This is a genomic window from Rheinheimera sp., from assembly GCF_036568245.1.
Classification (GTDB): Bacteria; Pseudomonadota; Gammaproteobacteria; order Enterobacterales; family Alteromonadaceae; genus Alishewanella.
Window position 1 is genome coordinate 1 of sequence record NZ_DATCSY010000383.1, and the last position, 21,031, is coordinate 21,031.

19 protein-coding genes are annotated in these 21,031 nt (G+C 48.5%); 2 read left to right on the top strand and 17 right to left on the bottom strand.

Going from position 1 to position 21,031, the window contains the following annotated elements; translation table 11 throughout:
- From ung to VIN66_RS16985, 7 genes are all read right to left on the bottom strand, one after another.
- The coding region (gene ung, locus VIN66_RS16955; RefSeq protein ID WP_331925084.1) for a uracil-DNA glycosylase at positions 1-432 on the bottom strand (432 nt) is incomplete at its 3' end.
- A complete protein-coding gene (gene thrC / locus VIN66_RS16960) occupies positions 432-1,715 on the bottom strand; it encodes a threonine synthase (RefSeq protein ID WP_331925085.1) in 1,284 nt (427 codons plus the stop codon). The genes ung and thrC, both read right to left, overlap by 1 nt.
- Positions 1,716-1,724: 9 nt before the next feature.
- Positions 1,725-2,693 carry a homoserine kinase gene (gene thrB / locus VIN66_RS16965; RefSeq protein WP_331925086.1) on the bottom strand — a complete coding sequence of 323 codons (969 nt, stop codon included), beginning with the start codon at positions 2,691-2,693 and terminating at the stop codon, positions 1,725-1,727.
- Positions 2,694-2,698: 5 nt separating this feature from the next.
- Positions 2,699-5,158: a bifunctional aspartate kinase/homoserine dehydrogenase I gene (gene thrA, locus VIN66_RS16970; protein WP_331925087.1), complete on the bottom strand. Its 2,460-nt coding sequence runs from the start codon at positions 5,156-5,158 to the stop codon at positions 2,699-2,701.
- Positions 5,159-5,423: 265 nt separating this feature from the next.
- The gene (locus VIN66_RS16975; RefSeq protein ID WP_331925088.1) at positions 5,424-6,386 is read right to left on the bottom strand and encodes a GGDEF domain-containing protein; all 963 of its coding nucleotides are present in this window, start codon (positions 6,384-6,386) and stop codon (positions 5,424-5,426) included.
- Positions 6,386-7,000 (bottom strand): chemotaxis protein, encoded by a 615-nt coding sequence (locus VIN66_RS16980; RefSeq protein WP_331925089.1) that lies wholly within the window; start codon positions 6,998-7,000, stop codon positions 6,386-6,388. The genes VIN66_RS16975 and VIN66_RS16980 overlap by 1 nt, the downstream gene beginning before the upstream one ends.
- A complete protein-coding gene (locus VIN66_RS16985) occupies positions 6,997-7,362 on the bottom strand; it encodes a response regulator (protein WP_331925090.1) in 366 nt (121 codons plus the stop codon). Before VIN66_RS16985 ends, VIN66_RS16980 begins: the two co-directional genes overlap by 4 nt.
- A 184-nt stretch (positions 7,363-7,546) precedes the next feature.
- Between VIN66_RS16985 and VIN66_RS16990 the strand changes: the two genes are divergently transcribed.
- Together VIN66_RS16990 and VIN66_RS16995 are read left to right on the top strand one after the other, a co-directional pair.
- On the top strand, positions 7,547-9,295 hold the full coding sequence (locus VIN66_RS16990) for a sensor histidine kinase (protein ID WP_331925091.1): 1,749 nt from the start codon (positions 7,547-7,549) through the stop codon (positions 9,293-9,295).
- Between the two features lie 45 nt (positions 9,296-9,340).
- Positions 9,341-10,240, top strand: coding sequence for a recombination-associated protein RdgC (locus VIN66_RS16995; protein WP_331925092.1), 900 nt, complete (start codon positions 9,341-9,343; stop codon positions 10,238-10,240).
- A 9-nt stretch (positions 10,241-10,249) separates the two neighbouring features.
- On the opposite strand, the gene VIN66_RS17000 is transcribed toward VIN66_RS16995, so the two are convergent.
- The 10 genes from VIN66_RS17000 to VIN66_RS17045 all read right to left on the bottom strand — a co-directional run bounded on the left by VIN66_RS17000 (position 10,250) and on the right by VIN66_RS17045 (position 21,031).
- Positions 10,250-11,092, bottom strand: a complete 843-nt coding sequence (locus VIN66_RS17000; RefSeq protein ID WP_331925093.1) for an HDOD domain-containing protein — start codon at positions 11,090-11,092, stop codon at positions 10,250-10,252.
- 23 nt (positions 11,093-11,115) lie between these two features.
- On the bottom strand, positions 11,116-13,767 hold the full coding sequence (locus VIN66_RS17005) for a hybrid sensor histidine kinase/response regulator (RefSeq protein WP_331925094.1): 2,652 nt from the start codon (positions 13,765-13,767) through the stop codon (positions 11,116-11,118).
- A 119-nt stretch (positions 13,768-13,886) separates the two neighbouring features.
- Complete coding sequence (locus tag VIN66_RS17010) at positions 13,887-15,176, bottom strand: NCS2 family permease (protein ID WP_331925095.1); 1,290 nt, start codon at positions 15,174-15,176, stop codon at positions 13,887-13,889.
- Between the two features lie 66 nt (positions 15,177-15,242).
- On the bottom strand, positions 15,243-15,455 hold the full coding sequence (gene nqrM / locus VIN66_RS17015) for a (Na+)-NQR maturation NqrM (RefSeq protein ID WP_134051802.1): 213 nt from the start codon (positions 15,453-15,455) through the stop codon (positions 15,243-15,245).
- 12 nt (positions 15,456-15,467) lie between these two features.
- Complete coding sequence (locus VIN66_RS17020; protein ID WP_331925096.1) at positions 15,468-16,379, bottom strand: FAD:protein FMN transferase; 912 nt, start codon at positions 16,377-16,379, stop codon at positions 15,468-15,470.
- A 176-nt stretch (positions 16,380-16,555) separates the two neighbouring features.
- A complete protein-coding gene (nqrF, locus tag VIN66_RS17025; RefSeq protein ID WP_331925097.1) occupies positions 16,556-17,788 on the bottom strand; it encodes an NADH:ubiquinone reductase (Na(+)-transporting) subunit F in 1,233 nt (410 codons plus the stop codon).
- 18 nt (positions 17,789-17,806) lie between these two features.
- Complete coding sequence (gene nqrE / locus VIN66_RS17030; RefSeq protein WP_134051808.1) at positions 17,807-18,415, bottom strand: NADH:ubiquinone reductase (Na(+)-transporting) subunit E; 609 nt, start codon at positions 18,413-18,415, stop codon at positions 17,807-17,809.
- Positions 18,416-18,425: 10 nt separating this feature from the next.
- The gene (locus VIN66_RS17035; RefSeq protein ID WP_331925098.1) at positions 18,426-19,055 is read right to left on the bottom strand and encodes an NADH:ubiquinone reductase (Na(+)-transporting) subunit D; all 630 of its coding nucleotides are present in this window, start codon (positions 19,053-19,055) and stop codon (positions 18,426-18,428) included.
- The gene (locus VIN66_RS17040) at positions 19,048-19,833 is read right to left on the bottom strand and encodes a Na(+)-translocating NADH-quinone reductase subunit C (protein ID WP_331925099.1); all 786 of its coding nucleotides are present in this window, start codon (positions 19,831-19,833) and stop codon (positions 19,048-19,050) included. Before VIN66_RS17040 ends, VIN66_RS17035 begins: the two co-directional genes overlap by 8 nt.
- Positions 19,826-21,031: an NADH:ubiquinone reductase (Na(+)-transporting) subunit B gene (locus tag VIN66_RS17045; RefSeq protein WP_331925100.1), complete on the bottom strand. Its 1,206-nt coding sequence runs from the start codon at positions 21,029-21,031 to the stop codon at positions 19,826-19,828. The genes VIN66_RS17040 and VIN66_RS17045 overlap by 8 nt, the downstream gene beginning before the upstream one ends.

The following is a 21,031-nucleotide window of genomic DNA, read 5'->3' on the forward strand; positions in this document are numbered from 1 at the left end:
CACTTTGTCAGTAAATTGCTCCCAGCCTAAATGCCGGTGTGAATTAGCCTCAGTCGCCACGACCGTTAATACGGTATTGAGCAGTAACACGCCCTGCTTTGCCCAGTCCTCCAGACAGCCGTGGGCTGGGATCACAAACTCGGGATACTCCAGCGCCAGTTCTTTATACATATTCTGCAGTGATGGCGGCACACGCACGCCGTGGCGGACAGAAAACGCCAGACCATGTGCCTGATTCGGCCCATGATAAGGATCCTGCCCCAGCAGCACTACTTTCAGGTTATCCAGCTCCGTCAGCTTAAAGGCATTAAACACATCGCTTTGTGCCGGATAAATAACCTGACCGGCTTGCCTGGCCTGCTCTACCTGGGTCAGCGTATCAACAAAATAAGGCTGACGCTTTTCTTCACCCAGTAACTGCTGCCACGACATCAGCGCTGCTCCAGTTTCAGCAGCTCTTGCTGCAATACAGCAAAATCAGCAGGAATATCAATGCTTAATCCCTGCTCTGCTGCACAGCGGGCCAACGCTTCGGGCAACGCCAAAGGTGTACCAAGGATATTCTCTACCTGCTCTTTAAACTTGGCTGGATGTGCCGTGCCCAGAAAAATACCGTATTCACCATCCTGCAGGCTGCGCTTTAACGCTTTATAAGCAACAGCCGCGTGTGGCTCGCTGACATATCCCAGCTGTGATAGCAGTCGCACTCCAAGCACGGTATCGTCTTCATCTACCATTAATGTTTCGATATCACTGCGTGCTATCACCCCTTGTGTCAACAACGCCTCTACCCTTGGCCAGTTATTCGGTGCAGCTACATCCATCGCATTGGACAGGGTTGCCACTGTGGGTTTAGGTTGCCACTGCCCCGAGCGCCAGTAGCGTGGCACCGTGTCATTGGCATTCGTCGCTGCGACCATGCGTTTGATTGGCAAACCCAGTGCTTTGGCAATTAGCCCGGCCGTCAGATTACCGAAATTACCGCTTGGTACAGCAATAACCACCTGACCGCGTTTTTCTGCAGGAACCTGGGCGACAGCTTCAAAGTAATAACAAATTTGTGCAAACAAGCGACTGATATTAATAGAGTTTGCAGAATTAATACTGAGCTTCTCGACTAAGGCTTTATGATCAAACACCTGCTTAACCAGCGCCTGGCACTGATCAAAATCTCCCTCCACCGCCAGCGTAGTAATGTTTTCACCTAAAGTCGTAAACAGTTTCTCCTGCAGCGGGCTGATTTTGTCTTTCGGAAATAAAATAACCACCTGCACCCCTGGCTGCTTATAAAAAGCATGGGCTACTGCTGCACCGGTATCACCTGAGGTTGCGGTAACGATCGTGGTTTTTCTGCCCCCTTGCGCTTTGGCTAAGGCCTGCGCCATAAAGCGGCCACCAAAATCTTTAAACGCCAGGGTCGGGCCATGAAACAGTTCAAGGCAACTGATATCATCGGTAACCGGCGCCAGCGGCGCAGCAAACGTAAAAGCATTTGCTACCATCTCATGTACTTCGGCTGCGCTTAACTCGTCACCTATCAACGCCTTTAAAATAGCAGCACTGCGCTCGACCATTGGCATCGCCAGCAAGGCTTCAATGTCCAGCTTAGGCCAGCTGGTTGGAAAAAACAGGCCCTGCTGTTGCCCTAACCCCTGCCGTACGGCCTGTAAAAAACTGACCTGCTCGGCAGGTACTTTAATATTGCTTAACTGCATGTCTTTATCCTACAGCGCTCTGGCGCCGCCTTGTGACAAGCGACAAATTTGTGTTGTCGCATCCTGATTCTTTTCATAATGCCGCGATAAATAATCAGCGGCAAGCTGTGCCTGTTCATCATTACTGCATAAAGCGAACAGTGTCGGTCCGGCGCCGGAAATCCCCAGATGCAAAATCCCCTTCTCAGCAAGGGCGGCTCTTAATCCGGGTAGTTCTGGCAATAATGGCGTCCGGGCGGGTTCCGCAACCAAATCCTGCAGCGCTGCCACAGCATCGGCTTCATCTTTTGCATACAAAGCGCTGACAAAGCGGCTTAACATACCGGCAAAGGCAATACTCTGCCCCAGGCTGAGTTGCTGTGGTAATACAGCACGGGCAGCCTTAGTCGATAGCACAGTACCCGGATAACTTAGTACAACCCGCCACTGCGCAAACCAGGGCAGGCTGCGGCAGATGCGCTGGCTTTGTGGTAACATCAGCTGTAAGCCACCATAGTAAGAAGGTGCCACATTGTCATAGTGTACGCTACCACTTACGCCGCCTTCAGCTTCTGCCATCAGCTGCAGTAGTTCAGCTTCGGATAATGGTTTACCGAAGTAGTCATTAAATGCATAGCAAGCGACAACGATAGAACATGCGCTGGAGCCCAAACCACTGCCGACCGGCAAGTTTTTATGCAGCCTAAGCGCCAGCTTTGGCAAGTTGCGGCCGACTTTGCGTTCAAAAGCGTCGAAGCAGCTTAGAACCAGATTGTCATTCCGATCAGCAGGTAACTGATGTACATAACGCCCCACTATCGTCAGTTGCATATCAGCTTGTTCAGCAACAATATCCAGTACATCGCCAAACAGCTCACCACTGACTGGTTCAAATGCCGCGCCGAGCAGGTCGAAACCAACGGAGAAGTTACCGGTAGATGCCGGCGCGTAATAACGTTTCAGATAAGCGCCAGGCGCCAGTTCAGAAGTTGTTTGCATAACCATTACACCTGCTGCTGCCAGCCAAGCGTGCGCATGACATCACTGAACACACCCGCAGACGTTACTGCGGCACCCGCGCCGTAACCACGCAGCACAAAAGGTATTGGCTGATAGTAACGGCTGTGGATCGCAAGCGCATTTTCACCGTCTTTCACTTTCGCCAGCGGATGAGACAGGTCTAAGGCTTTTATCGCAACTTTGCATTTGCCATCAACAATTTCACCAATGTACCTGAGCACTTTACCTTCTGCCGCAGCTTGCGCTATGCGCTTAGCAAAAGCGCTGTCTAACTGCGGCAACTGCGCCATAAATTCATCGATAGTCGCATTTTGGGCGAAACCTGCAGGTAATACCGACTCAACCTCAACATCACTTAACTCCAGCTTCATGCCTGCTTCCCGGGCTAATATCAGCAGCTTACGGGCAACATCCATACCGGATAAATCATCACGCGGGTCAGGCTCGGTAAAGCCCATAGCTTTTGCTTTATGGGTAACTTCTGATAACGGTACACCAGCTTCCAGCTCACCAAAAATATAGGACAGCGAACCGGACAAAATACCTTCAAAGGCGACCAGTTCATCTCCGGCATTCAGCAAACCCTGCAGCGTATCGATCACCGGCAAGCCCGCGCCGACAGTAGTTTCATACAAAAACCTGCGCCGGTGCTGCTGCGCAACATGCCTAAGCTGCTGATAATACGCCAGCGAGGCAGTATTGGCTTTCTTATTAGGGGTGACCACATGAAAACCGGCCGCCAGAAAATCAGCATACTGCGCCGCGACCTGCTCAGAGCTGGTGCAATCGATCAGTACCGGATTGGTCAAATGCTGCTGCTGGGCAAACTGGTTCAGTGCTGCTAACGAAAACTGTTGATTCACACTTTGTAACTGCTGCTGCCAGTGCTGTAAATCAATACCGTCGTTGTCCAGCAACAGTGCCTTGCTATTGGCTATCCCATAAACCGTGACTTTTACCTGCCGGCTGTGTAAAAACGCCTGCTGACGCTGAATTTGTGCCAGTAATTCGCTACCGACTACGCCACAGCCAACCAGAAATACATCAATGCTCGGGATATGGCTGAAAAAGTTCTCATGACACACCTTCACCGCATTTTTGCAGGCCGCCTGCTCCACTACTGCAGAGATAGAACGCTCACTACTGTCCTGCGCTATTGCCACCACGTTGACTCTGGCTTGGGCCAGCGAAGCAAAAAACTTCGCCGCCACACCACGGTGCTGACGCATGCCATCGCCCACCAAGCTGACGATAGCCATGTCAGATAAAATATTCAGCGGGCGCAACAGGCCGGTTTGCAGCTCAAGCTCAAACTCCTGCTGCAGTGCTTTTTTAGCGGCACTCAGGTGCAGTTGCGGCACACAAAAGCTGATACTGAACTCAGAAGATGATTGGGTAATCAGACTAACCGATATTTGCGAGCGCGCCATAGAGGCAAATACCCGGCTGGCCATGCCTACCACGCCTTTAAGCCCCGGTCCGGATACTGTTATCAGCGCCAGATGCTCTAAGCTGGAAATCCCTTTAACCAGTGCATCACCTTCGCCAGTGTTATCAATACAAGTACCCGGCGCCGATGGATTAAGAGTATTTTTGATATAACAAGGAATATTGTAACGAGCCAGCGGGCCTATCGTTTTCGGGTGCAGCACCTTGGCACCAAAATATGACAGCTCCATTGCCTCATCATAAGATAAGCGGTCAATCAACTTAGCATTTTTAACCTGCCGTGGATCTGCGCTATAAACACCATCGACGTCAGTCCAGATCTCGCACGCCTCAGCGCGGATACTGGCAGCGACCACAGCACCGGAATAATCAGAGCCATTGCGCCCCAGCAGGCAGGTTTCGCCCTGAGCATTACTGGAAACAAAACCCGCGATGACATATACCTGCGCATTCTGTGCGGCAATCGCCTGAGACAGAGTTACCTCAGAGGCTGCAACATCAGCAGTGGCATTTAAATAGTCACCACTACTTTTAACCAGCGAGACAGCATCTAACGCCACTGTTTGTACCTGACTGGCGTTTAGCATCGATGTCATCAGTGCCACACTAAACTGCTCTCCAAGACCCAGGATCTGCGCTTTGATATGATCCGGGCAGTGTTTTAGCAGTGAAATACCGGTTAGCTGAGCATCCAGCTGCGCTAACTGCTGTAGCGCAATTTGTTGCACCTGCTCTAAGGTCGCTGCGGGAAAAGCCGCTGCTGCATCTTCAGCTAACTGCTGATAACGTTGCTGAAGCTGCTGCAGTACAGGCCTGAAATCAGAACCAAGATAGGCTAAATCAGTCAGCTCAACCAGGGTATTGGTGACACCTTGCGGTGCAGATAACACCAGACATATACGATCCGTAGTAGTCAGTTGCTGGACAATTTTTGCAACCTCGGCAAAACGCTGAACTGACGCCAGCGACGATCCACCAAACTTGAGCACTCTCATTTTAAACTCCTTGCGCATAATTAATTGTTATTGTCCGTTATCGTACTACCTGGTTAAGCAACAATAGCCCCGTATGCCGAAGCCAAAAAAAAGACCCGTGACATTTGAGGTCACGGGTCTTTTTTAAAGACAACACACCGCCGACCTCCTACCCCGAAGGGGTGGTGGTAATAATAATGGTGGTGAGTACAGTCGTTTTTATTTTCATGGCTTTCACTATGCACAGACTTTTAGACGTCTGTCAATGGCTAATTCTTGCAAGCGGCTATTTTACCTGTTTTAGATAGACTTCAGCAGGCTCCTGCCAGGCTACAACTCTGTTGCGCCCCTGCCGTTTGGCATTGTACAACGCCATGTCAGCCTGCTGAATAAGTTCGTCCGCCGTCTGACCTTTATAGCTGCTGACGCCTATGCTTACCGTAACGCTAAGGGTCAGGCCATTAAACAGCAGCTGATGCTCTGCCACCGCTTTACAAATACGGTTGGCGACCAGAACAGCCCCCTGCAAATCTGTTTCAGGCAATACCACACCAAATTCCTCTCCGCCATAACGGCCAAGTAAGTCAGTGTCGCGCAGCAAAGCACCAATGACAGCAGAGAGCTCAACCAACACCGCATCCCCGCCCTGGTGGCCGTATTGATCATTCAGCTGTTTGAATTTATCAAGATCAAACAGTAGCAGCGCTAAAGAATGCTGATAACGAACAGCCCTTGCGACTTCGTAACCCAGCTGTTGCTGCCAGTAACGGCGGTTAAAGACACCGGTTAAGCCATCAGTACGGTTGGCCTGCTCAAGTTGCGCCATACTTTGCTGTAACTGCAGCTGATATACATAAGCATCCGTTGCATCTTCAATCAGCATACAGACGTAATGTGAAACGCCATCAGGTGCGGTGAGCGGTAGCATAGTGCAGTTCTGTGCCATATAGAGGCTATCACTGCTAAGCGGACGCAGATGCGGTAACTTCAGAATATACTGGCGTTGCTCCCAGCTACTGAATGCCGGGGCCTGCAGTGACAGCACGCCATCTATCTTACGTTGTAACCAGGCTCTGGGTAAATCGTCGAACACGTCGTAAACCAGCAGGCCACGGCTTTGTTCAAGCTGTTTATCTGCTCTGCGGGCAATAAATTGATTGAAAAATACCACCTCGTGCTGGTCATTCAGTACCAACACTCCGGTATTCAGTTGGGTCAGTAATGGCTGCAATAACCAGTCTAACTGCATCAAAAACTGGCCAGAATTTGATCCAGTATTAAACGCAGCCGCAGTACTGCTTCACCTGGGATCAGTAAAATCATATCGCAATTAAAGCTATAGTCGGTCAGCTGATAGCGGATATCGACCTGTAATGCCAGTTGCCATTGTTCCGCAGTAGAGGCCAGCTTTTCGGCAAAATGCTTATCACGACTGGATAAAATACGTGGCGCCGCGTAAGAGAAACTATTCTCGAGTTGCTCTGCCAGGCCATTAAGAAACGTTGTCGTTAATACTGAGCTGATATCGGTTAGCATTTCTGCTTCTGAGCTGTCGTCGTCACTATAGCCCAGTAGCTTAGCAATCACGCCGACATTCTCCAGCTGATACAGCATGATGGTTTCACCACGTAGCCCCTGATCGCCGAAAAAGCCCAGACTGATCATGGTCACACTGTGCTGCTGATGCCGGTTGGCAAAATGTTCAGGCAGCTGCTCCGTCTTCACCAGCTTAATGGCCGGCACCTGCAAATGAACCAACGTATTAAGGTAACGCGCAAGCTTATCGCTGGCTAACCCCATAGCGACGTTAACCAACTCTTGCAAGCAGTCGCGCTGCTCTTCGCTAAATTGGAAGTCCGTCATATTAAACCGTACTTATGCATCACATCGGCCAGCTTCGCTGCGCTGGCCGGCTTTTGAATAAATGCCAGCGCGCCCAACTCCATAACCCTTTTTTGCATCTCAGGCTGAATATCCGCTGAGACGACTATCACCAGGCAATCCAAAGCGTCTGCTTTAATAGCTTCAAGCACACCGATACCGTCCAGTTCCGGCATAGTTAAGTCGAGAAACACCAGCCCAATTTCCTGTGAACGCAAAGTGGCCAATGCCTCAACACCATTGCTAGCGATCACAATACTGGCATCGAATTCTGCGGGAAGGGACTTCTTTAATTGGTTGCGGGCGAGTAAAGAGTCATCACATATTAACGCGGTTAAAGCCATGTCTGCTGCCTGTTTGTTATTGTGGTTCTTGGCAATATCTGGTCAAAAAATATATACATTACGCCACTATAAAGCAATATCTGCGCTATAAATAGCCCAGATCGGTATGTGCTATTTGCAAACAGCCGGTTATTGGTTATCGTAGAGCCATAAAAGCAATTTTAATTCGCCACAAGGTACCTTCATGCAGCATAAAAGCTTATCCCGTAAGCTATTAACCAAAGTATTGTCGGTTTATTTTATTCTGACATTTGTGGTTACTCTGGGGCAGATTGTTGCTGAGTACTTTAATACTAAAGATCACATCAATGGCGAGCTGGAAACGCTGCAACAGACGTTTTCCGGCAGTCTGACCCGTGCTATCTGGGAGCTTAACACCCAGCAGGCGATGATCATCGCTGACGGCCTGCTGGCTATCCCGGCGATAGAAGGCATTATCGTTCGCGATGACAGTGGTGCTGTCATTACCCAGCTTGGCCGTTATATCAATATTCAGGAACGATTCAGCACTCAGCTGGTACGTGAAGGGGTCAGGCTGACGGAGCAGCAATCAGGCATCTTTGGTTATACCTTCCCACTTATTTTTGAATTTTCGGGCCGCGCCACCCAGGTGGGCGATGTCACCTTGTTTTCAAGCCGGGCTGTTGTTATAGACCGGATAAAAGTTGGCATTTATTTTCTGGTCGGCAACGCGATGCTCAAAACCACCTTTTTGATCATTTTGTTTTTGATGGCATTTCGCAAGCAGCTGACATTACCGCTGACGGAACTTACGCAGCAGATTGAAGACTTAGAACTGGATCAGCTTGACGGTGCCAAAGTGGAAATTCAGCATGATGACACTTCAGAGCTCAGTGTAATGGCTGACGCCTTTAACCGCCTGATTGGCCGGGTTCAGGATTATAAAAATCAGCTTGAGACAACACAAAAGCAGTTACTGCTATCGAATGAAAAGCTCGATCAGCAAAATCTGATGCTGGAGCAGGAGGTTGCACGCAAAACATCGGGTTTAAGCCAGGCGATGATGGATCTGCAGCAGCAAAAACAAGAGCTTGAAGTGAAGCAGCAAAGTTTGCGTGAAGAAATTGAACGCCGCCGCCACACAGAGGGTGCGCTGCGTGGCAAGCAAACTGAACTGGAAAAAATTGTCGACGATTTAAAACAAGCACAAGATCGCCTGGTACAGTCGGAAAAAATGGCCGCCCTGGGAGGCCTGGTTGCCGGCATAACCCACGAAGTTAACACCCCGGTTGGTATAGGTGTAACAGCAACCAGTTTTCTGGCGGAAAAATTACAGACGTTGTCAGCAGCTTATGCAGACAAAACCCTGACGCCTAAAATGCTTGAACACTTTATAGAAGAAGCAAGCCAGGGCACGGAACTGCTGCAATCTAACCTTATCCGCGCGTCAGAACTGATTGCCAGCTTTAAACAGATAGCGGTAGACCAGACCAGTGAAGCCGTGCGTACCATTAATCTGGCGGATTACCTGCATGAAGTTATCCGTTCATTACAGCCTAACTTCAAGAAGACTCATCATCAGATTGAAGTTAATTGCCCCGACAATATCGTGTTAAGTTGCCCTGCCGGTGCTATCTCACAGATTTTTACTAATTTGCTGATGAACTCCTTAATTCATGGCTTTGAAGACATGGAAAATGGTCTGGTGCGTATTACCGTGTTAGACGAAGATGATAATGTTGACATTAAGTACAGCGACAACGGCAAGGGTCTAAGCCCGGATCAGCTGGAAAAACTGTTTCATCCTTTCTTCACCACCAAACGTGATCAGGGTGGCAGCGGCCTGGGTACGCACATTACCTATAACCTGGTGCGCCAGACATTAGGTGGCAGTATTCAGGTCAGCAGCGAACCTGGTAAGGGCCTGCATTACCATATTTGCTTTCCAAAAAACCTGAAAATCCAGAGCTAAACCACGCTATACTGCCTGCCGAGTTTTTTTTGTGTAGGTTAAATTATGTGGTTCAAAAATATCCGGGTTTACAAACTCAGTGCGCCGTTAAGCACTGATCCTGCTGTTTGGGAGCAGGCACTGACAGAATTCAAGTTCACCCCGCTCACTGCACAGGAAGCAGTGCGAAGCGGCTTTAGTTTTCCACTGCATGCCAGCATTAAACAATATTGCCATGCTTGTCAGCATTTGTTGTTTTTCGCACTGAAACGACAGGAAAAAATATTACCGGCTGCCGTTATTAACGAAGAAATGCAGCCGAAACTGGAAGCGATGGAACAGGAAAAAGGCCGCCCGCTTAGCCGTAAAGAGAAACAAAGCCTGAAAGAAGAGTTGCAACTGAGCTTGCTTCCGAGGGCATTCAGCCGTTCCACCCTGACCCAGGGTTATTACGATCCACAAAATCAGTGGCTGGTCATAAACAGCGGCAGCGCGTCTAAAGCTGAAGATGTACTGGCGCTGCTGCGTAAAGCGCTAGGCTCTTTGCCAGCCTTACCCTGGCTGGACAACCATAAACTCAATACACACCTGCAGTTATGGCTGCAGAATCAAGCACTGCCACAAGGGTTTGCACTTGGTAGTGATGCCGAGCTGAAAGCACCGGATGACGAAGGCGCTAAAGTAAAGTTCAGCAACCATTTGTTAAGTGCTGATGAAGTACAAAGCCATTTACAGGATAAACTGGTTACCAGTATTAGCCTGGAGCAAGCCGACGCCCTTTCTCTGGCTGTCACTGACGACGGCGCCGTTAAACGCATTAAGTTTCATGATGTGCTGACAGGCCAGAATGACGAACTTGGCTGGGAAGATTTAACTGCCCGCCTTGATGCCGATTTGATGTTAATGGCGTCTGCGTTGAATCAGGCGTTACTCAGTATCAGCCAGCAGGTTGGTGCCGCTGAGTAAAGCAGCAGTTTAACTGAACATAGCCCTGACATCCTGATATACAGCTTGTATTTCAGGATGTTGCATAAAGTCCGGCTGCGGTACCAGCTGCAAATTCACGTAATAGTCTAACAGACGCTGCTGTACATCCTTGTCACTGTAGCCATCCCGGGCGATCACGGCCAACCGGATAAAATCAGTATACCCCGGGCCTGGCTTTTCAGGCTGTAGCTTCTGCCAGTTCAACGCTACCTGATGAAAAGGCTCATCAAAACTCCAGGCAAAGAGTATTCTGACGCTGACATCGGTTGCCAGACGCGTTGCTACAAATAATAAAAAGCGCGAATCTCCCAGCAGATCCTGCTGCCGCTCAGCTTCGGTTATCAGGGGTAAAGCGCCAATATTATGCACCAGCGCCATCAGTGTCAGCACATCTTTATTTAAACCACTTCTTGGCACCCGTCCGTTGTAATACGCCAGGCATGCCGCTGCAATACAGGCAACATCAATGCTGCTTTGCCAAAGCATATCCAACTGCTGCTGCACTTGTTTATGTTTTGAGACAAATACCTGCTCCAGTGCCATCGCCACAGCAATATTGCGGATCTGGCTCAGACCAATGCGTGTGACGGCCTGATTCAACGTATTGACTTTAATGGAGCGCCCCATAAAAGCACTGTTCGCTACTTTAATCATCCTGGCAGCCAGTGCCGGGTCCTGTGCAATGATATCGGCCATTTCAATTAAGCTGACGTTTGGATCAGCAGACCGCTGTCTGACTTTCAACGCTATATCTGGCAGTGTCGGCAGTACCAGCTCATCATGTTGGATTTTATGCTGCAGGATCTGCAGTAACTGCTGCTGTGCTGTCATGGTATCTCCTTAGCAAGCCAGAATCAGTGATCAACCGGCACCTGCCGGCTGATAATCTGTGCCATAGCACTGAGTAAAGCGTCACATTCGCCGCGTAGCTGCTTGTTGGCACTACGCTCCAGTTTGCCCGCCAGTTCAGTCAGTTCAGGATAGCCCATGCTACCAGCGCTACCTTTCAGGCTATGAGCCGCATAAGCCAGCTCACGCCAGCGTGACGCGCTAAAATGCAGCTCCAGTTCACTTAACAGGTGTGGTAACTGAGCGGTAAACTGCTGCTTCAGCGCCAGCATCTGCGGATCAGAGGCCAGCTGCTGCGCCAGTGTATCTGCCTGCACTGTGACACCCGAACCATACTTGGTCAATATTGCCAGCAAGTCGGCCTGTATCACAGGTTTGGGTAAAAGCCCCTGACAGCCGGCCTGACGGTAGCGTTCTAAATCTTCTGACATAACGTTGGCCGTTACCGCTATAACCGGCGTATCTATACCAGCATGGCGAATAAGACGGGTAGCTTCTTCACCTCCCATCAACGGCATCTGCATATCCATAAAAATGAGATCAAAATCTTCCGCCAGCGCTCTTTCTACCGCTTTGTGCCCATTGTCTACCAGTTCAGCGCTGGCATTTGCTTTCTCCAGCATCAGCTGCAGTAGCAACTGATTATCCGGGTTATCCTCGGCTACCAGAATATGCAGCCGCTGCTGCGCTACAGGTTCTTTTTCATCTGTACCGCTTTGCGTCGCCTCTTTAACATAACTATCAAGCAACAGGGTTTGTGCAGAGCTACAATCAAACACTAACTCAAAACAGCTGCCAATGCCTTTAACACTCTCAACCCGAATATCGCCGCTCATCTGCTGCATCAGCTTTTTCGATATACATAAACCGAGCCCCGTACCACCAAAATTACGGGTTACTGTAGCATCAGCCTGTACAAAGGGCTGAAAAATACGGCTTAACTCATCGGCATTCATGCCGATCCCGCTGTCTTTAACTTTAATGGATAACTGGCTGGTTAACACGTCAAAGGACACATCAATAATAATCTTGCCTTTCTGGGTAAACTTGACCGAGTTACTGGTTAGGTTTAGCAGTACCTGCCGAAACCGCAGAGCATCGTTATACAGTTTTGCCGGCAGAGGAAAATGTAAGTTCAGCAAACACTGGATCCCCTTACTTTCCGCCTGACTCCTGGTCAGTAAAAACACATCTTCGATCAATGCCAGACAATCAAACGGTTCATAATTCAGCTCCAGCTTCTCGGCTTCAATCTTGGATAAGTCCAGAATGTCATTGATCAGATTAAGCAGATGATCACCACTTTTTAACACCCGCTGCAGATAATCCTGCAGTTTACTGCTATCACGTTCACCTTGTGCCTGTTCAGAAAACCCGATAATAGCGGTAAGTGGTGTGCGGATTTCGTGGCTCATATTGGCCAGAAACACACTCTTCAACCGGTTTGCCTGTTCAGCCGCTTCGCGGGCCAGTATAAGCTCCTGGTTAGCCGCAGCCAGATCGTCGTTGGCCCGGGCTAAATCCTGCGTCCGGCGCAACACCTTGTCCTCCAACTGTTGCTTGTAAGCACGTTCACGTTCACGATAAACCCTAAGCTGGCGAACCATCACATTAAACGCAGCAAACATATCACCGAGCTCATCCTGCTTTTTTACTTCCAGCAAAGTGGACAAGTCTCCGCGCCCGACTGCGGTTTTTGCTGCCGTCAGCTGTTTGATGGGTTCAAAAATGTTGCGGATCAGCAACCAGTACACCAGCAGAGGTAAAATGAAACTCACCATCACAGTCAGCAAAATCAGTACCAGCGATAACGTACGTTGCTGACGGGAAATTTCTTTTTCGTCTAAGCCATAAAGCAATTGATAACTTCCCGGCAAGCTCTTGCCCAACAACATCCGTTGCTGCCCCAGCAATAGCTCAGATGAGAAAGCATTAGCATCTATGCTGCGCTGTATTGCTCTGAAGTTGGTCGGCGCAAAAGCACTGCCTATCAACGCCGGATTATCAGCATAAGTAATAGTGGCCGCTTTACTGATCAGTAAAGTGACACTGTTAGGAGTATGACGGTAGCTGACAACCTCGGCAAACATATCCGGGTTTACCACAACGACCAGATAGCCCCATAACCGTCTGGACTCCGTTACCGAACTGCCATAAAGCTTATGGGCAAAAAATAACTGCAGCTTTTTACTGTCAATGTCTTCGGCCAGAAAGTATCCCTCTTTGTCGACCTGCGCCTGCAGCGACGAAAAGTACTCGTTGCGAAACCGGTTTGGTAACGTTGAATATTCGGTAGTGGCCGGCAGCTGCAATTCATAATCACCGTTGAGGTTAATCAATTTCAACGATACGATCCTGCGATCGGCACTGACAAACTGCTTGAATTGCTGTTCAAGCTCACTAAGGTTTTCTGAAGTGGACTGCTTGATATACGACTGTAGCAGAGGGCTTTGTGACAACATGCCAAGACGGGTCTGGTGCTGTTGCAAAAAATCACTTAACTGCAATTGCTGTGATGTTAATGCCTTCTCTGCCTGAAAATAGGCCTGTTGCTGCAGATATTCTTTACTGAACTGGTACGCCAGATAGCCAAATGCCATTACCGGTAGCACCAGCAACGGCAACATATAAGCTACTAAGGTTTCACGTAATTTCATCCTTGTCCTGACGTGTCTGCTGAGCAATGCTTAGCAAGTTAATATACTGCTACAGCATAACCAGCATACATCAAAGCGACAAGTACTAGTTTAACCACATCAACAATACTACCCGGGGCTTATCCCCAGATAAATTTGCTAAGAAACACCAGCGCCAGCACCCACACGCTGAGCGTTGTTTGTCGTAACTTCCCGGTCAGCAAACACAGTAGTGCATAAGTAATAAAACCCATGCCGATGCCATCTGAAATAGAAAACGTCAGCGGCATCATAATCAGAACCACTGATACCGGCACGGCCTGAATAACATCGTCCCATTTGACATGTTGCAGACTACTCAACATCAGCGTAGCAACATACAACAACGCTCCTGCAGTTGCATATGCCGGCACCATGGCCGCCAGCGGAGAGAACCACAGCGCAGCCAGAAACAGGCAACCGGTGACAACTGCCATCAGGCCGGTACGTCCACCTGCTGCAACTCCGCTGGTACTCTCTACATAACTGGTTGTTGTTGACGTTCCCAATAGTGAACCAGCAATGCTGGCGGAGCTGTCCGCAATCAGTGCTTTACTCAGCGCCGGAACTGAACCGTCTTTTTGCATCAGACCGGCTCTGTGAGTAACCGCTACCAGCGTGCCCGAGGTATCAAACAAATCCAGAAATAACAGGCTGAGAATAACGGGCAACATACTGAGCTGTAATGCACTGGCAAAATCCAGTTGCATAAAAGTCGGCATCAGTGAAGGCGGCACAGATATCAAGCCGTTATAATCTGTATCCCCCATAAACCAGGCTGCGGCAGTTACCAACAAAATACTGATAAGTACAGCACTGTGCCAGCCCCGGTGTGCCAGCGCAAAAATCACAAAAAAACCGGCTAGAGCTATCAGAATCTGCGGGTTGTGCAGATCACCCAGTTTCACCAGTGTTGCCGGACTGGCAACAATAATGTTGGCAGTTTTCAGCGCTATTAGCGCTAGAAACATGCCAATCCCCGCAGCAATCCCCATCTTTAACGGCAGTGGAATGCTATTGATGATCCATTCGCGTATCTTAAAAATACTCAGTAACAGAAACAGGCAGCCAGAAAAGAATACCGCAGCCAAAGCGGTCTGCCAGCTATGGCCCTGTTCCAGCACTATCACATACGTAAAAAAAGCGTTCAACCCCATGCCCGGCGCCAGTGCGACCGGCAAATTTGCCAGCAGCCCCATCACCAGGCATCCCAAAGCTGCCGCCAGGCAAGTTGCAACAAACACGGCACCATGATCCATGCCGGTCTGCGCTAACATTGATGGATTAACAAACAGCACGTAAGACATCGCCATAAAGGTCGTGATACCGGCCAGCACTTCCCGCTTCACTGTCGTATGGCGTTCAGTCAGCAAAAATAGTTTGTTCAGCAAAGGCTTTTCCTCAAAAAACAAAAAGCTGGCGACACGCCAGCTTTTTATTTTACTAAAACCGAATAATCAGACAATTTTATTCTGTTGCCAGAATTTTTCTTTTTCCATGCGTTTTTGTCTTTTTTCACAAGGCTTATCGCAATCGCAGGCTTTTTCGATGCCAATTTCACCAAGGCCACCACAGCTACCGGCAATAGTCTTGCGCTGCAGCAGAAAGCCAGAGGCCATTGCTACCACTACCAGCAAAAACAGGCCAAAAGTCAGTAAAAACAAGGTCATAGCTGCCTCCGCTTACTCAGTCAGAAAAGGTTTAAACGCTTCCGATGCCAGTTCAGTAAAACCATCTTCGGTTTTAACCACCAATAACACAGCGATATTATACCGGTTTGCAAAAGCAATTGCTTCTTCTGATGGCATAACATTTAGTGCAGTAGCGTAACCATCTGCCGTCATACACGAGGGATGTAGTACAGTAGCTGACACTGTCTTATGTTGTATCGGCTGGCCACTGCGTGGATCGATAAGATGCGAATAACGTATGCCATCTTCTTCAAAGTAGTTACGGTAATCACCTGACGTAGCAACGCCCATATCACCTGTCTGCAAAATCCGCTGCACCGAGCGCTCAGCATCAACCGGCTTCTCTATCGCTATTTTCCAGGGCTGTGAGTCTGGCTTACTACCCTTGATCCGCATTTCACCACCGATTTCGACCAGATAGTTACTGATACCGTTCTGCTCTAGAATCTCTGCGACCTGGTCTACGCCATACCCTTTAGCAATAGTTGATAAGTCAACGGCCAGCTGTGGTACTGATTTAGTCAGGCCTTCGCCTGACAATGTCAGTTTCTGATAACCGACGACAGAACGCGCGTTATCAATATCAGCCTGCTCCGGTGCATGCTCTATACGGCCATGAGCGCCAAACCCCCATAGCTCGACTAAAGGCCCGACAGTAACATCTAATACACCATCAGTTTGCTCAGCAAGACGCAATGCCTCTGCCACCACTAACCTTGTCTGTTCTGACAGGGGAAACGCCTTGCCAGAGTCGAAGCGGTTGAACCGCATCAATTCAGACTCCGGCCGGTAAGTTGACATCAAATCATTGACCAGTTCCAACTCGATATCAATTTGCTGTTGTAGCGCCGCCGTATCCGGTTCCCGCGCACTATACAGTTTGACTACGTAATAGGTCCCCATCGTGCTGCCGTTGAGCTGCACTTGTTGATTGCCTGGCTTAGCCGGGCTGCACGCAGCGATAACGCTTATACAGATGAAAATAAAGCAGAGTTTGACGGAAGAAAATATATGCATAGCAGTTCCAGATAGCAGAAGGGGCAGCCTTACGGTCGCCCCTTTTGTTGTCACATTAAATATTAGCCGCCGAAGTCGTCTAACAGGATGTTTTCATCTTCAACGCCAAGATCTTTAAGCATATTGATCACGGCCTTGTTCATCATCGGAGGACCACACATGTAGAATTCGCAGTCTTCAGGTGCTTTATGGTTTTTCAGGTAGTTCTCATAAATGACGTTATGGATAAAACCGGTATAACCACTCCAGTTGTCTTCTGGCTGCGGATCAGACAAGGCTACATGCCATTCAAAGTTGTCATTCTCAGCCGCCAGCATGTCAAAATCTTCTACATAGAACATTTCGCGTTTAGAGCGTGCACCGTACCAGAACGTGATCTTACGCTTCGATTTCAACCGACGCAGCTGATCGAAAATGTGTGAGCGCATTGGTGCCATACCTGCACCACCACCGATAAATACCATTTCTGCTTCGGTTTCTTTGGCGAAGAACTCACCAAACGGACCAGAAATAGTCACTTTATCACCTTCTTTCAGACTCCATATAAAAGACGACATCTTACCGCAAGGCAGAGTCAGGTTATTTGGCGGCGGCGTAGCAATACGCACGTTCAGCATGATAATGCCTTCTTCTTCCGGATAGTTCGCCATCGAGTATGCGCGGATCGTCTCCTCGTCTACCTTTGACTCCAGGCTGAAGAAGTTGAAGCGTTCCCAATCACCACGGAACTGCTGCGGAATATCAAAATCCTTGTACTTCACATGGTGCGCAGGCGCTTCAATCTGAATATAACCACCTGCACGGAACGGTACAGATTCACCATCAGGGATCTGCAGCTTAAGCTCTTTAATGAAGGTCGCTTTGTTATCGTTAGAAATAACAGTACAGTCCCATTTCTTGATGCCGAAGATTTCCTCTTCAACTTCAATTTCCATGTCTGTTTTCACGTTAACCTGACATGACAAACGGCAACCTTCACGCGCTTCACCTTTAGTGATGTGGCCCAATTCAGTTGGCAGAATTTCGCCACCACCTGATTTAACATGCACACGACACTGGCCACATGAACCACCACCACCACAGGCTGATGATAAGAAGATACCTTTATCAGCCAGCGCACCTAACAGTTTGCCACCGGCTTTAGTTTTAATGGCCTTGCTTGGATCGCCATTAATGCTGATGGTGATGTCACCTGAGGCTACCAGCTTAGATTTAGCCGCTAAAATAATAACGACTAACGCCAGAACCACCAGGGTAAACATGCCAACGCCAAGAAATATGTCTAAATTTTCCATCTTGTCTGCCTTTACCCCTTACAGTGAAACACCAGAGAAAGACATAAAGCCTAACCCCATTAAGCCAACCATTAAGAAGGTAATACCCAGTCCACGTAAACCGTGTGGAATATCTGCGTATTTCAACTTCTCACGAATACCTGCCAGTAAGGTAATTGCCAGCATCCAGCCAATACCACTGCCAATACCGAATACAACGCTCTCACCAAAGTTGTAGTCGCGCTCAACCATGAAAGCTACCGCACCGAAAATGGCACAGTTAACGGTGATAAGCGGCAGGAAGATACCTAAAGCGTTGTACAGCGCCGGGAAGAACTTATCTAAAATCATCTCCAGGATTTGTACTAACGCAGCAATAACGCCGATGTAAGTTAAGAAACCTAAAAAGCTCAGGTCAGCTTCTGGGAAGCCTGCCCAGTCCAGCGCACCTGGCGCCAATAAGTTTTGGTATACCAGATTGTTCACTGGTACCGAAATACCTAATACTACTGTTACCGCAACACCCAGACCAAAAGCCGTGGTAATTTTTTTCGATACAGCAATAAAAGTACACATCCCAAGGAAGAATGACAGTGCCAGGTTTTCAATGAAAACCGCACGAACGAATAAACTAATATAATGTTCCATCTAATGCTCCTTAGGCCTTCTCTACCTGTTCGGTACGGAAGGTGCGCAGTATCCAGATAAAGCAGGCTATGATGATAAATGCGCTAGGTGGCATTAACAGCAAGCCCATAGGCTGGTACCAGCCGCCGTCTTTTACCAGAGGTAAAATTTCGATACCGAATACTGTACCTGAACCACCCAGTTCACGGATAAAAGCAACCGTCATCAGTACCACACTGTAACCTAAACCATTACCGATACCGTCCAGGAAACTGATGCCTGGGGCACTTTTCATTGCATAGGCTTCTGCACGACCCATCACGATACAGTTGGTAATAATCAGACCGACGAATACCGACAGCTCTTTAGCAACATCATACGCAAAAGCTTTCAGTAACTGGTCAACCACGATTACCAGTGACGCAATAATGGTCATCTGCACGATGATCCGAACACTTGATGGAATATGATTACGGATCAGAGAAATAAAGAAGTTTGAAAAGGCGGTTACCAAGGTAAGTGCAATACACATTACCAGCGCCTTATCCATTTTAGTCGTAACCGCCAATGCAGAACAGATACCCAGTACCTGTAATGCTATAGGGTTATTAGCAAAAACCGGCCCGAAAAGAACCGTTTTAATTTCTTTTGCATTAGCCATTGTTTAATGCTCCATCGCGAACTTTGGCCAGGAATGGGGCAAAACCCATCGCACCTGCCCAGAAATCGAAAGTATGCTGTACACCGTTACTGGTCAATGTAGCACCAGATAAGCCGTCTACTTCAAAAGCAGAATCTGCACTGGCGTTACCAGGTTTAACCACTTTAATCGCCGGTTGGCCTGACTGATCCAGCAGTTTCTTACCAACGAATTGCGCAGACCATTTCGGGTTCTGTACTTCACCACCTAAGCCGGCTGTTTCACCCTGCTCGTAGTAGTTCAGCCCCTGAATGGTAGTACCATCCGGCCCTAACGCCAGGAAAGCATGCATGGTAGACCACAGGCCATAACCGTGAATTGGCAATACAATTGCGGACAACTCACCAGACTCAACACCTTTTTCGTAAGCAAAATAAACCGGTGCTACGTTAGCGCGGGTTTTAATAGAGGCAATATCCTCATCCCCCGGTAAACGTTCGCTGGTAGCAGGGTCTTTCATTGCTTTGCGGTAATCATAATCTTTTGGCTTATCAACCAGCTCACCGCTATCTAAGTCAACAAAACGCTCTTCAATGTGTTTGCTGTATAAAGCAGCAATGTCAGAACCGGACAGCAAGCCTGTTACAGCCAGTACGTTTTTCTGGGAGTCCAACAACTTATTTGCAGTTTGTTGTGGGCGCAGTTGTACAGCAGCAGTAGACACTATAACCGCACATACCAGACATAAAGAGATGACTACAATCAGCGTTTTGCTGATGCTATCGTTATTACTAGACATTACGTGCCAGCCTCCGCTTGATATTGGCCTGAGCCACGAAGAAATCGAATAATGGTGCAAACAGGTTTGCGAACAGTATTGCTAACATCATACCTTCTGGGTATGCCGGGTTAACGACACGGATCATCACAACCATGAAACCGATCAGAATACCGTAAGCCCATTTACCTTTGTCGGTGAAAGAAGCGGATACCGGGTCAGTCGCCATAAAGAACATACCGATGGCAAAACCACCTAATACCAGATGCCAGTGCCAAGGCATTGCAAACATAGCATTAGATTCAGAACCGATAGCGTTGAACAGATAAGATGTCAGCACCATACCCACCATTACACCGGCAACAATGCGCCAGGATGCGATACGGAAATAAATCAGTGCCAAACCACCAATTAGCAGCGCCAATACTGAGGTTTCACCTACTGAACCTGGGATAAACCCATAGAACGCATCCCACCACAGTTGCATGTTAGAGGCGTAGTCTAAATCGCCGGCAGCTGCTTTACTTAACCAGGTTGCGCCTGAATAACCATCAGCTACAGTCCAAACCGCATCGCCGGAAATTTGTGCCGGATAAGCGAAGAACAAAAATGCACGACCAGCCAGAGCCGGGTTTAAGAAATTACGGCCGGTACCACCAAACACTTCTTTGGCAATAACCACACCAAAGGTAATACCTAAGGCAACCTGCCACAGTGGAATAGTGGCTGGCAGAATTAGCGCAAACAGAATCGAGCTGACGAAGAAACCTTCGTTGACTTCATGTTTACGTACAGAGGCAAACACCACCTCCCAGAAACCACCAACAACAAAAGTGACAGCATAAATCGGCAGGAACCATACGGCGCCGTACCACATTTTACTGCCCCAGCCCGATGCAGCACTTAAGTCACCACCTAAAGCGTGGAAAATGGCAACCTGCCAGGTGTCTGGTGTACCAAAACCGGCCTGCAGTGCAATAACCGCCTGGTGACCTACGTTGTACATACCAAAAAACAGTGCTGGAAACAGCGCTAACCAGACAAAAATCATGATCCGTTTCAGATCGATACTGTCACGCACGTGCGTACCGTTCTTGGTAACCAGACCAGGAGTATAAAGAATAGTGGCAACAGCTTCATACAGCGCATACCACTTCTCATATTTACCGCCTTTTTCAAAAGACGGCTCAATGCGCTCTAAAAAATGCTTCAAACTCAT

What these genes read in the sequence shown, in the direction of transcription:
- VIN66_RS16985 (WP_331925090.1), bottom strand. Translation starts at nt 7,362, where the DNA reads ATGGCTTTAACCGCGTTAATATGTGATGACTCTTTACTCGCCCGCAAC.
- VIN66_RS17005 (WP_331925094.1), bottom strand. Translation starts at nt 13,767, where the DNA reads ATGAAATTACGTGAAACCTTAGTAGCTTATATGTTGCCGTTGCTGGTG.
- VIN66_RS17040 (WP_331925099.1), bottom strand. Translation starts at nt 19,833, where the DNA reads ATGTCTAGTAATAACGATAGCATCAGCAAAACGCTGATTGTAGTCATC.
- thrC (WP_331925085.1), bottom strand. Translation starts at nt 1,715, where the DNA reads ATGCAGTTAAGCAATATTAAAGTACCTGCCGAGCAGGTCAGTTTTTTA.
- nqrE (WP_134051808.1), bottom strand. Translation starts at nt 18,415, where the DNA reads ATGGAACATTATATTAGTTTATTCGTTCGTGCGGTTTTCATTGAAAAC.
- VIN66_RS17000 (WP_331925093.1), bottom strand. Translation starts at nt 11,092, where the DNA reads ATGACAGCACAGCAGCAGTTACTGCAGATCCTGCAGCATAAAATCCAA.
- VIN66_RS16995 (WP_331925092.1), top strand. Translation starts at nt 9,341, where the DNA reads ATGTGGTTCAAAAATATCCGGGTTTACAAACTCAGTGCGCCGTTAAGC.
- thrA (WP_331925087.1), bottom strand. Translation starts at nt 5,158, where the DNA reads ATGAGAGTGCTCAAGTTTGGTGGATCGTCGCTGGCGTCAGTTCAGCGT.
- VIN66_RS17045 (WP_331925100.1), bottom strand. Translation starts at nt 21,031, where the DNA reads ATGAGTTTGAAGCATTTTTTAGAGCGCATTGAGCCGTCTTTTGAAAAA.
- VIN66_RS16980 (WP_331925089.1), bottom strand. Translation starts at nt 7,000, where the DNA reads ATGACGGACTTCCAATTTAGCGAAGAGCAGCGCGACTGCTTGCAAGAG.
- nqrF (WP_331925097.1), bottom strand. Translation starts at nt 17,788, where the DNA reads ATGGAAAATTTAGACATATTTCTTGGCGTTGGCATGTTTACCCTGGTG.
- VIN66_RS16990 (WP_331925091.1), top strand. Translation starts at nt 7,547, where the DNA reads ATGCAGCATAAAAGCTTATCCCGTAAGCTATTAACCAAAGTATTGTCG.
- VIN66_RS17035 (WP_331925098.1), bottom strand. Translation starts at nt 19,055, where the DNA reads ATGGCTAATGCAAAAGAAATTAAAACGGTTCTTTTCGGGCCGGTTTTT.
- nqrM (WP_134051802.1), bottom strand. Translation starts at nt 15,455, where the DNA reads ATGACCTTGTTTTTACTGACTTTTGGCCTGTTTTTGCTGGTAGTGGTA.
- thrB (WP_331925086.1), bottom strand. Translation starts at nt 2,693, where the DNA reads ATGCAAACAACTTCTGAACTGGCGCCTGGCGCTTATCTGAAACGTTAT.
- VIN66_RS16975 (WP_331925088.1), bottom strand. Translation starts at nt 6,386, where the DNA reads ATGCAGTTAGACTGGTTATTGCAGCCATTACTGACCCAACTGAATACC.
- VIN66_RS17020 (WP_331925096.1), bottom strand. Translation starts at nt 16,379, where the DNA reads ATGGGGACCTATTACGTAGTCAAACTGTATAGTGCGCGGGAACCGGAT.